The 12605-nt window shown below is 69.6% G+C and carries 10 protein-coding genes; 9 read left to right on the top strand and 1 reads right to left on the bottom strand.

Translation table 11 applies throughout. The annotated features are described in order from the left end of the window. Positions 1-214 precede the first annotated feature (214 nt). The 5 genes from ACTS11_RS18880 (at position 215) to ACTS11_RS18860 (ending at position 4634) form a co-directional block, all read left to right on the top strand. Positions 215-1093, top strand: a complete 879-nt coding sequence (locus tag ACTS11_RS18880; protein WP_442641834.1) for an ATPase — start codon at positions 215-217, stop codon at positions 1091-1093. A 36-nt stretch (positions 1094-1129) separates the two neighbouring features. Next, entirely contained in the window at positions 1130-2089 is a 960-nt protein-coding gene (locus tag ACTS11_RS18875) for a homoserine O-succinyltransferase (protein ID WP_442641833.1), read from the top strand. Continuing rightward, entirely contained in the window at positions 2086-3036 is a 951-nt protein-coding gene (locus tag ACTS11_RS18870; protein ID WP_442641832.1) for an alpha/beta fold hydrolase, read from the top strand. The genes ACTS11_RS18875 and ACTS11_RS18870 overlap by 4 nt, the downstream gene beginning before the upstream one ends. Before the next feature lie 73 nt (positions 3037-3109). Then, a complete protein-coding gene (gene ppk2, locus ACTS11_RS18865; protein WP_442641831.1) occupies positions 3110-4012 on the top strand; it encodes a polyphosphate kinase 2 in 903 nt (300 codons plus the stop codon). Between the two features lie 4 nt (positions 4013-4016). Beyond that, positions 4017-4634 carry a TetR/AcrR family transcriptional regulator gene (locus tag ACTS11_RS18860; RefSeq protein ID WP_442641830.1) on the top strand — a complete coding sequence of 206 codons (618 nt, stop codon included), beginning with the start codon at positions 4017-4019 and terminating at the stop codon, positions 4632-4634. A 108-nt stretch (positions 4635-4742) separates the two neighbouring features. Here ACTS11_RS18860 and ACTS11_RS18855 read toward each other — a convergent pair whose 3' ends face one another. After that, positions 4743-8150, bottom strand: a complete 3408-nt coding sequence (locus ACTS11_RS18855; protein ID WP_442641829.1) for an indolepyruvate ferredoxin oxidoreductase family protein — start codon at positions 8148-8150, stop codon at positions 4743-4745. Between the two features lie 178 nt (positions 8151-8328). Here ACTS11_RS18855 and ACTS11_RS18850 point away from each other — a divergent pair, with 178 nt between their 5' ends. The 4 genes from ACTS11_RS18850 to purL all read left to right on the top strand — a co-directional run. After that, the gene (locus ACTS11_RS18850; RefSeq protein WP_442641828.1) at positions 8329-9243 is read left to right on the top strand and encodes a LysR family transcriptional regulator; all 915 of its coding nucleotides are present in this window, start codon (positions 8329-8331) and stop codon (positions 9241-9243) included. Between the two features lie 209 nt (positions 9244-9452). Further along, complete coding sequence (locus tag ACTS11_RS18845) at positions 9453-9926, top strand: GNAT family N-acetyltransferase (RefSeq protein ID WP_442641827.1); 474 nt, start codon at positions 9453-9455, stop codon at positions 9924-9926. Between the two features lie 66 nt (positions 9927-9992). Beyond that, entirely contained in the window at positions 9993-10418 is a 426-nt protein-coding gene (locus tag ACTS11_RS18840) for a hypothetical protein (RefSeq protein ID WP_442641826.1), read from the top strand. A 74-nt stretch (positions 10419-10492) separates the two neighbouring features. After that, positions 10493-12605: phosphoribosylformylglycinamidine synthase subunit PurL (gene purL / locus ACTS11_RS18835; RefSeq protein WP_442641825.1), on the top strand; the 2113-nt coding region annotated here is incomplete at its 3' end.

The raw sequence follows: 12605 nt of genomic DNA, 5'->3' as shown, positions 1-12605 counted from the left end.
GCCTCGTCCGCCTCTCCGACCCGATCGCGCACCTGCGCACCGAGGAATGGCTCGTCTGCCACCAGGACGCGCGCCACGATCCGCCGATCCGGGCCGCGCTCGAGGCGCTGGCGGGGTTCCTGCGCAAGGCGCGGCCCGCCCCGGACTGAGACGGTCTTTTTCCCCGCCCGCCACTGCGCTATGACGCGTGGGCCCAACAGCGCGGACCCCGGCCATGCCCCTCCTCTACGACACGCCCGACGCCTGGCTCTCCGCGCCCGAGAAGCGGCTGTCGGTCTTCGGGATGTCCGGCCTCGGCAAGACGCGGCTGGCGAGCCTCATGCGCGACCAGGGCGACTGGTTCCACTACTCGATCGACTACCGCATCGGCACCGCCTACATGGGCGAGCACATCACCGACAACCTCAAGCGGCAGGCGATGCAGGTGCCCTTCCTCGCGGACCTCCTGCGGTCGGATTCGATCTACATCGGCTCGAACATCACCTTCGGGAACCTCGCGCCGCTCTCGACCTTCCTCGGCAAGCCGGGCGATCCGGGCAAGGGCGGGCTGCCCTTCGAGGAATACATGCGCCGGCAGAACCTGCACCGGCGGGCGGAGATCAACGCGCTCCTCGACACGCCGTCCTTCATCGCGCGGGCGCGGGACCTCTACGGCTATCCGCACGTGATCGTCGATACCGGCGGCTCGATCTGCGAGGTGGTGGACCCCGCGAACCCCGAGGACGAGGTGCTGCGCACGCTCGCGGCCCACACGCTCCTCGTCTGGATCGAGGGCACGGAGGAACACGCGGCCGAGCTCGTCCGCCGCTTCGAGCGCGCGCCGAAACCCATGTACTACCGCCCCGACTTCCTCCTGCCGCTCTGGGAGGGGTATCTCGCCGAACGCGGCCTCGCGCCCGAGGCGGTCGATCCCGACGACTTCGTGCGCTTCGCCTATTCCCGGGCGCTGGCGCACCGCGCGCCGCTCTATGCCGCGATGGCGCGGAACTGGGGCGTCAGCGTCACCGCGGCCGAGGTCGAGGCCGTGCGCGACGCGCAGGACGCGGCCGCCATGGTCGCCGCCGCCCTTGGCAGGCGGCCCCGCGCCGCCTAGTTAACCCCCTTCCGACGCGCCCGGAGTGTTCCGTCAATGCCGATCCGCCTGCCCTCCACCCTGCCCGCCTTCTCGATCCTCCGGAACGAGGGCGTCATGGTCATGGGGCGGAGCGCGGCCGACCGGCAGGACATAAGACCCTTGCGCATCGGCCTGCTCAACCTCATGCCGAAGAAGATCCAGACCGAGACGCAGTTCGCCCGCCTGATCGGTGCGACGCCGCTCCAGGTCGAGCTGTCGCTGATCCGCATGAGCGACCACGAGAGCCGCAACACCGCCTCGGACCACATGGAGGAATTCTACCGCCCCTTCCGCGACGTGGAGGCGAGCGGCGAGAAGTTCGACGGCCTCATCATCACCGGCGCGCCCATCGAGCACCTCGAGTTCGAGGAGGTGACCTACTGGGACGAGCTCACCCGCGTCTTCGACTGGACGCAGACCAACGTGCATTCCACCTTCGGCGTCTGCTGGGGCGGGATGGCGATGATCCACCACTTCCACGGCGTGAAGAAGCACCTCCTGACGGAGAAGCTCTTCGGCTGTTACCGTCACATGAACCTCGCCCCGGAACGTCCTTATCTCAGGGGTTTTTCCGACGACATGGTCATGCCCGTCAGCCGCTGGACCGAGATGCGCCGCGACGAGATCGAGGCCGCGGGCCTGCCGATCCTGCTGCACTCGGACGAGGTCGGGCCGGCGCTGGTCGAGGACCCCGCGCACCGCGCGCTCTACATCTTCAACCACCTCGAATACGACAGCGGCACGCTCGACGAGGAATACCGCCGCGACCTCACCTCGGCGCAGGTCGAGGGCGCCGAGATCCGCATGCCCGTCAACTACTTCCCCGGCGACGATCCCGCGCGCAAGCCGCAGAACCGCTGGCGCAGCCATGCCCATCTCCTCTACGGGAACTGGGTGTCCGAGGTCTATCTGACGACGCCCTTCGACATGGCGGAGATCGGTCAGCGCAGCACGGACCTCCGGGCCGAGCCGTGAAGCTCCTCCTCGTCCTCCTCCTCGCGGCGCTTCTCCTCGCCGGGATCACGCTCTGGAAGGCCGGGCGCCACGAGCGGCTCGCCGTGGCGACATGGCCGCCCGAGGGCGCATTCCTCACCATCGACGGCCACCGCCTGCATTACGTGATGCGGGGCCAGGGCCCCGACCTCGTCCTGATCCACGGCGCGAGCGGCAACACGCGCGACTTCAGCCACGCGATGATAGACCGCCTCGCGACGCGCTACCGCGTCATCGCCTTCGACCGCCCAGGCCTCGGCTATACCGACCGGATCGACCCGGATGGCGCCACGATCGCGCAGCAGGCCGAGTTCCTCGCGCGCGCGGCGGCCGAGCTCGGCGCGACGCGGCCCATCGTCTTCGGCCATTCCTACGGCGGCGCGGTGGCGCTGGCCTGGGCGGTCCACCGGCCCGACGCGCTCTCGGCGCTGGTGCTGTCGGCGGCGGCCTCGAACCCGTGGGAGACGGGGCTCGGCGCCTATTACACGGTCCTCTCCCACCCGCTCGGCCAGGCTTTCGTGGTGCCCCTCATCACCGCCTGGGTGCCGGACCGGGTGGTCGACGAACAGATCGACGCGGTCTTCCTGCCCCAGACGACACCGCCGGGCTATCACCGCCACATCGGCGCGGGCCTGACGCTGCGGCGCGTGTCGATGCGGGCGAACGCGCTCCACCGCGCGCGCCTGCTCGCGCAGATCGAGGCGCAGGTGCCCCGCTACGGCGAGATCGACCTCCCCGTCGAGATCGTCCACGGCGACGCCGACACGACGGTTCCGCTGGAGGTGCATTCCCGCCCCCTCTCGCGGCAGGTGCCCGGCGCCAATCTCACGATCCTCGAGGGCGTCGGCCACATGCCGCACCATGCCGACCCGCACGCCACCGACGCCGCCATCGACCGCGCCGCGCGCCGCGCCGGTCTCCTGCCCTGACGGCCGCTCATTGCGCGCACCGTGCCCGGCGCCTAATGTCAACGCCTGCAACATGACCGGGAGCGGTAGCCCGATGTCCGACAAGACCCTCGACAAGCCCTTCGACGGCGCCATCACGCGCTACTTCGAGGAGAGCGCCCCCGAACCCGTCCGCGAGGCGATCCGCAAGGCGGAGGACGAGGTCGTCCTCGACCCGAGCTACCCCTACGACAGGCGCATGGACAAGGACGACTACGAGGAGCAGCTCGAGGCCCTCCAGATCGAGCTGGTGAAGTTCCACGCCTGGGTCCGCGACACCGGCCAGCGCATCGCCATCGTCTTCGAGGGGCGCGACGCCGCCGGCAAGGGCGGCGCGATCAAGCGCGTGCGCGAGAACCTGAACCCCCGCATCGCCGGCGTCGTGGCGCTGCAGAAACCCTCCGAGCGCGAGGCGGGCCAGTGGTATTTCCAGCGCTACGTCCACCACCTGCCCGCGAAGGGCGAGATCCGCCTCTTCGACCGGTCGTGGTACAATCGCGGCGTGGTCGAGCACGTCTTCGGCTTCTGCACCCAAGAGGAGCGGCAGGCCTTCTTCCGCCAGCTGCCCGACTTCGAGCAGATGGTCGTCGGCGACGGGATCAGCCTCACGAAGATCTGGCTCAACATCGGCCGGGCCGAGCAGCTCCGCCGCTTCCTCGACCGCGAGCGCGACCCGCTCAAGCAGTGGAAACTCAGCCGGATCGACGTGGACGGCCTCGCGAAATGGGACGCCTATTCCGACGCCATCGCCGAGACGCTCTCGCTCGGCCACACCGCGCATGCGCCCTGGACGGTGATCCGCGCCGACGACAAGCGCCGCGCCCGCCTCGCCGTGATCCGCGCCATCCTCTCCGGCGCCGACTACGCCGGACGGAAGGACAAGGTCGTCGGCCGCCCCGACCCGCTCATCTGCGGCGGGCCCGAGATCTGGGTCGACCATTCGGTCCCCGGCCACTGACGCGATGAGCAAGCGCGGCTACCACCACGGCAACCTCCGGCAGGCCCTCGTCGAGGCCGCCCTCGGCCTCATCGAGGAGAAGGGGCCGACCGGCTTCACGCTGTCGGAGGCCGCGAAGAACGCGGGCGTCACGCCCGCCGCCGTCTACCGCCATTTCGAGGGCCGCGAGGACCTGATCGCGGAATGCGCCCGCCAGGGCCACGAGATCTTCGCCGATCTCATGGCCTATGCCTTCGACGGCGGCAAACCCTCCGCCCTCGCCGCCTTCGAGGCGACGGGCCGCGCCTATCTCGCCTTCGCGCGCAAGCACCCGGGCCACTACATGGCGATGTTCGAGAGCGGCACCTCCGCCAATGCCTCGCCCGAACTCGCCGCCGCCGCCGCCAAGTCGCGCGCCGTGCTCGAACGCGCCGCCGAGGCGCTGTCGCAGCACATCCCCGAGGGCAAGCGCCCGCCCCCCTCGATGTTCTCCGCCCATGTCTGGGCCATGAGCCACGGCGTCGTCGAGCTCTTCGCGCGCGGGCGCCCCGGGGCCAACACGCCCTTCTCGCCCGAGGACCTGCTCGAGGCCGGGATCGGCATCTACCTGCGCGGCCTCGGCCTCATCCGCCCCGACGAGTAGCGCGCCACCCCGGACCCGGACGCGTCCCCCGCCCCTTCATCTTTCCCACAAATACGCACCGCCGAAGGCGCGCGTTCCGCGGGGCTCGATGCCCCGCGGAACGCGGTCTCACTCCGCCGCCTGCGCGAGCGGCGCCCCGCCCGCGCGCAGCAGCGCCACGAGGTCCTCGCGCTGGCGCGCGGCCTTCTCCGCGTTCCGCTCCTTCACCGGCCCGAAGCCCCGGATCGACAGCGGCAGTTCGGCCAGCGCCACGAGCGCGTCCATCGTGGCCGACCCCGCCTTGGGCAGGAACTCCGCCATGTCGGCCTCGTACTGCCGGATCAGCGCCCGCTCCATCCGCCGTTCGGCGGTATGGCCGAAGGGGTTGAGCGGCGTGCCGCGCAGCGCCTTCATCCGCGCCAGAACCGGGTAGGCGCGCATCATCCAGGGCCCGAATTCCCGCTTTTTCGGCCGGCCCGCCCCGTCCTTCCCCGGCAGGAGCGGCGGGGCGAGGTGGAATGTCATGCGGAAGTCGCCCTCGAAGCTCTCCCGCGCCTTGCGCTCGGTGTCGAGGTGGAGGCGCGCGACCTCGAACTCGTCCTTGTAGGCGAGGACCTTGTGGTAGCCCTTCGCGACCGCCTCCCGCAGACGCGGATCGGCGATGCCGTCGACCATCCTGCGGTAGCGCCTGGCCAGCCGCCGCCCCTGGTAGGCCACGAGATGCGTCTCGCGAAAGGCGATCTTCTCCTCGAGGCTCTTCGGCAGCTCCACCACCTGCGCGCGGGTCAGGCGCAGCGCGGCCTCGGGGTTCACCACCGCCCAGCGGCCCATCTCGAAGGCCTGCGCGTTGCGCTCGACCGCCGCGCCGTTCAGCTCGATCGCCATCCCGATCGCCTCGTGGCTCAGGGGCACGAGGCCCATCTGCCAGGCCGCGCCGAAGACCATCATGTTCGAGTAGATCGAATCGCCCAGCAGGATGCGTGCGAGTTCCGTCGCATCGAAGAGCGCGAGCCGCTCCCGCAGGCGGGCCTGCAGCGCGACCTCGAGATCCTTGCCGGGAATGCGGAACTCGGTGTCCTTCGTGAAGGCGCCCGTGACGATCTCGTGGCTGTTGACGGCAGCCCCCGTGCGCCCCGTCCGCATCAGGCCCAGCGTCTTCGCCCCGCCCGTCACCACGAGGTCGCCGCCGATCACCGCGTCCGCCTCGCCGAGGCCCACGCGGATCGCGCCGATGTCCTCGGGCCGGTTGCCGAGGCGCAGGTGGATCCAGACCGCGCCGCCCTTCTGCGCGAGACCCGCCATCTCGATCATGCCGACGCCCTTGCCGTCGATCTGCGCCGCCTGCGCCATGACCGCGCCGATGGTCACGACGCCGGTGCCGCCCACGCCGGTCACGAGGATGTTGTGCGTCCCCTCGATCGCCGGCAGGACCGGATCGGGCAGGCCCGAGAGGTCAACCTCGGCCGTCGCCTGCTTGCGGATCGAGGCGCCTTCCAGCGTCACGAAGCTGGGGCAGAAGCCCTTGAGGCAGGAGAAATCCTTGTTGCAGGAGGACTGGTCGATGGCGCGCTTGCGGCCGAGTTCCGTATCAACCGGCACGATCGAGACGCAGTTCGACTGCACCCCGCAATCGCCGCAGCCCTCGCAGACATCGGTGTTGATGAAGACGCGCCGGTCGGGGTCGGGAAAGGTGCCGCGCTTGCGGCGGCGGCGCTTCTCGGCGGCGCAGGTCTGCACGTAGATGATGGCCGAGACGCCGGGCAGCGTCTGGTAGCGCTCCTGCACGCTCATCAGCGCGTCGCGCTCGTGCCGTTCGAGGCCCGAGGGGTAACGCGCCCAGTCGATCTCCTCCTTCGGGTCGTAGATCAGCGCGATGTTCGCGACGCCCATGGCCTGCAGCTCGCGGGCGATGCGGGCCGGGTCGAGGTCGCCCTCGTTGTGCTGGCCGCCGGTCATGGCGACCGCGTCGTTGAAGAGGATCTTGTAGGTGATGTTCGTGCCTGCGGCGAGCGCCGCCCGGATCGCGAGGATGCCGGAATGGTTGTAGGTCCCCTCGCCGAGGTTCTGGAACACGTGCGCGCGGGTCGAGAACGGCGCCTCGCCGATCCAGTTCGCGCCCTCGCCGCCCATGTGGGTATAGGCCTCGGTGTTGCGGTCCATCCACTTGGCCATGAAGTGGCAGCCGATGCCCGCGCCCGCCCGCGCATCCTCGGGCACCCTGGTCGAGGTGTTGTGCGGGCAGCCCGAGCAGAACCACGGCGTCCGCGTGGCGAGGTCGGGCGCGTTGTCGGCGCGCATCGCCTCCTCCACCCGCGCGATGCCCGCGCGGATGCGGTCGGTATCGCGGCCTTCTTCTACAAGAATCTGTCCGAGCTTGCGGGCGATGTCGGCGGGGTCGAGCGCGAAGTGCGTGGGGAACAGGACCTCGCCGTTCCCGCCCTTGCGGTAGCCGTAGACGCGGCGGCCGCGGCGGTCGTCGAAGATCGCCTCCTTGACCTGCACCTCGATCAGCTTGCGCTTCTCCTCCACGACGACGATGAGGTCCAGCCCCTCGGCCCAGTCGTGGAAACCCTTCATGTCGAGCGGCCATGTCTGCCCGACCTTGTAGGTGGTGATGCCGAGGCGCTCGGCCTCCGCCCCGTCGATGCCGAGCGTCGCGAGCGCCGAGACGAGGTCGAGCCAGTTCTTGCCCGCCGCGACGAAGCCGATCTTGGCGCCGGGCTTCCCGTGCATACGCCGGTCGATGCCGTTCGCGTGCGCGAAGGCCTCCGCCGCGAAGCGCTTGTGGCCGAGAAGGCGCTCCTCCTGCGCGATCCAGTGGTCGCCGAGCCGGATGTTGAACCCGCCCTCGGGGATCGGGAAATCCGGCATGACGAAGGACATCCGGTCGGGCCGCCCGTCCACGACGGCGGTGGCCTCGACCGTGTCCTTCATCGTCTTGAGCCCGACCCAGACCCCGGCATAGCGGCTGAGCGCGTAGCCGTAGAGCCCGTAGTCGAGGATCTCCTGCACGCCCGCGGGACTGAGGACGGGCATGTGCACGTCGACGAGCGCCCAGTCGGACTGGTGGCAGACGGTCGAGCTTTCGCCGGTGTGGTCGTCGCCCATCGCGACGAGGACGCCGCCATGCTTGGAGGTGCCGGCCATGTTGACGTGGCGCAGCACGTCGCCCGAGCGGTCGACGCCCGGCCCCTTGCCGTACCAGAGGCCGAAGACCCCGTCGAACCTGCCTTCGCCGCGGAGTTCCGCTTGCTGGCTGCCCCAGAGCGCGGTGGCCGCGAGATCCTCGTTCAGGCCCGGCTGGAAGAGGATGTCGGAGGCCTCGAGATGCTTCTTCGCGCGCGCCATCTGCAGGTCGACGGCCCCGAGCGGCGAGCCGCGGTAGCCCGTGACGAGGCCCGCCGTGTTCAGCCCGGCGGCGCGGTCGCGCGCCTTCTGCATCAGCATGAGCCGCACGAGCGCCTGCGTGCCGTTCAGCAGCACCGGGGATTTCTCGAGGTCGAAACGGTCCGCGAACGAGACCTTCTGCACACCCATGTGGCACCTCCCTGCCGAATGGTTCGCGCTGTCTTCTCCAATATAGGTCAAATTTGCTGACCTGAAAACAGTTTTCGCGTGACGCGTGTTCGCGATGGTTGAAAATGCACGAAGTCCCTGTATTGCGTTTGCAAGCGCTTTGGGGCCGTGCGGCGCCGGGCCGAGGGGAGTCGGACGAGTGGACTGGGACAAGCTGCGCATATTCCATGCGGTCGCCGACGCCGGCAGCCTGACGCATGCCGGCGACACGCTGCACCTCAGCCAGTCTGCGGTCAGCCGGCAGATTCGCGCGCTCGAGGAGAACCTGAACACGACCCTTTTCCACCGCCACGGGCGGGGGCTGATCCTGACGGAACAGGGCGAGCTTCTGTTCGACGCGACCAAGCACATGTCGAAACGCCTCGAGGCCGCCGCCGCGCGCATCCGCGATTCGGAGGAGGAGGTCTTCGGCGAATTGCGGGTGACGACGACGATCGGCTTCGGCTCGCTCTGGCTCGCGCCGCGCCTGCCCGCGCTCTACGAGAAGTATCCCGACCTCAAGATCGACCTCATGCTCGAGGAGCGGCTGCTCGACCTGCCGATGCGCGAGGCCGACGTGGCGATCCGCATGAAGGAGCCGTCCCAGGCCGACCTGATCCGGCGGCGGCTCATGTCGATCAACATGCGCCTCTACGCCTCGCCCCGCTACCTCGCCGCCAACGGCACGCCCACGGGCCTCGACGACCTGTCGCGGCACCGGCTGATCAGCCAGAACGCGAACTCGGCGCAGGTCTCGGCGGGCGCGATCCTGGTGCGGGAACTGATGAGCTACGACATCGGCAGCCATCTGACGGTGAACAACTATTTCGGCGTGCTCCAGGGCGTGATCCACGATCTCGGCATCGGCGTCCTGCCCGATTACCTCACGCAGGACTTCCCCGATCTCGTGCGCGTCCTGCCCGACGTGCAGTCGAACGAGGTGCCGGTCTTCCTCGCCTACCCGGAGGAGTTGCGGCAGTCCAAGCGGGTCGAGGCCTTCCGCGAATTCGTCACCGAGGAGGTCATCGCCTACCGCCGCCGGCAGAAGGAAACGGCCGCCGAAGGGGTGTCCTGAGGCGCGCCGGACCTGTCTTACAATGTGTGCTATGCGCCACAGGCATATCGGGAATGCGGCAGCGCGGCGGGTTTCGCCTTGATCGTTCGCCGTGTGCCGCCTAATTCAGCATCAATGAAGCAGCGCGGGCAACCGCAGCTTCATTACCTCCCTGTTGGACTTCGGCCGAGACTCGTCTCGGCCTTTTTTTTGGTTGAACGGGGCGCTTGATGGTTTCCAAGGTCGAAACAAACCCGGCGGATTTCGCCGATTTCGACTCGCTCCATCGGCTTCTGTCCGAGGCCTTCGCCTACATGGACGGGGTGATCGACCCGCCCTCCTCCATGACGCGGCTGACGCTGGAGGACCTGACCGACAAGGTTGGTGCCGAGGATCTCCTGCTCATCCGCGACGCCTCGGGCCCCGTCGCCTGCCTCTTCGGGACGCCGAAAGGAGATGTCTACTACATCGGCAAGCTCGCCGTGGCCGGGGCGATGCGGGGCAAGGGCCTCGCGCGGCGGCTGGTGGAGGCGGCGGCTGCGCGCGCCACGTCGCTCGGCCTCCGCGCGCTGGAGCTGCAAAGCCGGGTGGAACTGACGGGCAATCACGCGGCCTTCCGCGCCATGGGCTTCGCCGAGACCGGGCGCAGCGCGCATCCGGGATACGACCGGCCGACGAGCATCACCTTCCGGTGTCCGATCTGAGCGCGCGGGAACGCGCAGGGTCGCTCCGGCGTTTCGCTCCCGACCGCCGAAAGGGAGACCGAACCCATGAAGACCCTGCCCATCGCCACCCTGGCATTGTTCATCGCCTTTCCCGCGGCCGCGCTCGACGTGGGCTTCGCGGGCGATGCGGACCTTTTCCTCGACCGGCAGGTGTTCGGCCTCGACCTTCCCGGCGAGGGCGACCGCGAGGTGGTCGCGCCCGAGGGGTACGAGGAAGCGGAGGACAGTCCCTTCCTCGGTGAGCCCGTGCGCTTCGCCGACGGCGAGACGCCGCTCGGGCAGGTCGAAACGGTCTACGAAGATGCCGACGGATCGCTGCGCCTCGTGATCGAACTGGCCGAGGAGGCCGCCGCACCGGGTGTCGAGGCGCTATTCCTCTCGCTGCCGCCGGGGACCGAGGCCGACGGCGCCCTCACGCTGAACCTGACGCCGGTGCAGCTTGCGCGCATCGCGGAGGCCTGGGGCGACTGACGCGCGCGGCCTCGCGCCCCTTCCCCCCCGCGCGGCCTTGTCCTAAGACGGGGCCGCACCTGCCGGGGGACACAATGACCGAGCCAGCCATCACGCCGGACCTGATCGAGGCGCACGGCCTCAAGCCCGACGAATACGCGCGCATCCTCGAGATCATCGGGCGCGAGCCGACCTTCACCGAGCTCGGCATCTTCTCGGCCATGTGGAACGAGCATTGTTCCTACAAGTCCTCGAAGAAATGGCTCCGCACCCTGCCGACCGAGGGGCCGCAGGTGATCTGCGGGCCGGGCGAGAACGCGGGCATCGTGGACATCGGCGACGGGCTCGCCGTGGTCTTCAAGATGGAGAGCCACAACCACCCCTCCTACATCGAGCCGAAGCAGGGCGCGGCGACGGGCGTGGGCGGCATCCTGCGCGACGTCTTCACCATGGGGGCGCGGCCCATCGCGGCGATGAACGCGCTCTCCTTCGGCGAGAAGGAACACCCCAAGACCCGCAGCCTCGTCCACGGCGTGGTGGAGGGGATCGGCAGCTACGGCAACGCCTTCGGCGTGCCCATCATCGGCGGCGAGACGCGCTTCCACCCGGCCTACAACGGCAATTGCCTCGTGAACGCCTTCGCCGCCGGCCTCGTGGAGACGGACGGCATCTTCTACTCGGCCGCCTCGGGCATGGGGATGCCCGTGGTCTATCTCGGCGCGAAGACGGGCCGTGACGGCGTCGGCGGCGCGACGATGGCCTCGGCCGAGTTCGACGACACGATCGAGGAGAAGCGCCCGACCGTGCAGGTGGGCGACCCCTTCACCGAGAAGCGCCTGCTCGAGGCCTGTCTCGAGCTTATGGCCACGGGCGCCGTCATCTCGATCCAGGACATGGGGGCCGCGGGCCTGACCTGTTCGGCCGTCGAGATGGGCGACAAGGGCGGGCTCGGCATCCAGCTCAACCTCGACCACGTGCCCCAGCGCGAGCGGCACATGACCGCCTACGAGATGATGCTGAGCGAGAGCCAGGAGCGGATGCTGATGGTCCTCCGCCCCGAGAAGGAGGACGCGGCGCGCGCGGTCTTCGAGAAATGGGATCTCGACTTCGCCATCGTGGGCGAGACGATCCCCGAGGACCGCTTCATCATTGTCCATGGAAACGAAACGGTGGCGGACCTGCCGCTGTCCAAGCTCTCGTCCGAGGCGCCGGAATACGACCGGCCCTGGATCGAGACGCCCGAGCCCCCCGCCCTCGAGCCCGTGCCCGAGGTCGATCCGGTGGACGCGCTCCGCATCCTGATCGGCTCGCCCAACTACTGCTCGCGGGCCTGGATCTACGAGCAGTACGACCACATGGTGATGGCCGACACCGTGCGCGCGCCGGGCGCGGGCGCGGGCGTCGTGCGGGTCCACGGGACGGGCAAGGCGCTCGCCTTCACCTCCGACGTGACGCCGCGCTATGTGAAGGCCAACCCGCTCCAGGGCGGGCGCCAGGCGGTGGCCGAGGCCTTCCGCAACCTCGTCGCCGTGGGCGCGCGCCCGCTGGCCACGACCGACAACCTCAACTTCGGCAATCCGGAAAAGCCCGAGATCATGGGCCAGTTCGTCGGCGCGATCCGCGGCATCGGCGAGGCCTGCCGCGCGCTCGACATGCCGATCGTCTCGGGCAACGTCTCGCTCTACAACGAGACCGACGGCCAGGCGATCCTGCCCACGCCCACCATCGGCGCCGTGGGGCTGCTCGCGAGCCTCGACGAGATGATCCCGAACGCGATCCGCGAGGGGCACGTGCTGCTCCTCCTCGGCGAGACGCAGGGGCACCTGGGGCGATCCGCGCTCCTCTGGGAGGTGTTCCGCCGCGAGGACGGCGACGCGCCGCAGGTGGACCTCGAGGCCGAGCGGCGGAACGGGGAGTTCGTGCTGGCCAACCGGGCGCTGATCAACGCCTGCACGGACCTCTCGGACGGGGGCCTCGCGCTCGCCGCCTTCGAGATGGCGGTGGCGGGCGGGCTCGGCGTGACGCTCGAGGGCGGCGACACCGCGACGCTCTTCGGCGAGGATCAGGGCCGCTACCTGATCGCCACGAGCATCGACAAGGCCGACGCGCTGATGGTCGCCGCCGGTCAGGCGGGCGTGACGCTCCAGACCGTCGGGCGGGTCGGCGGCGACGCGGTGCGGATCGGCGCTTCCTCCGCGCCGCTGGCGG

This window comes from Roseicyclus sp. (assembly GCF_052168335.1).
Taxonomy (GTDB): Bacteria; Pseudomonadota; Alphaproteobacteria; order Rhodobacterales; family Rhodobacteraceae; genus Roseibacterium.
This window is presented reverse-complemented; position numbering and strand designations above follow the sequence as displayed.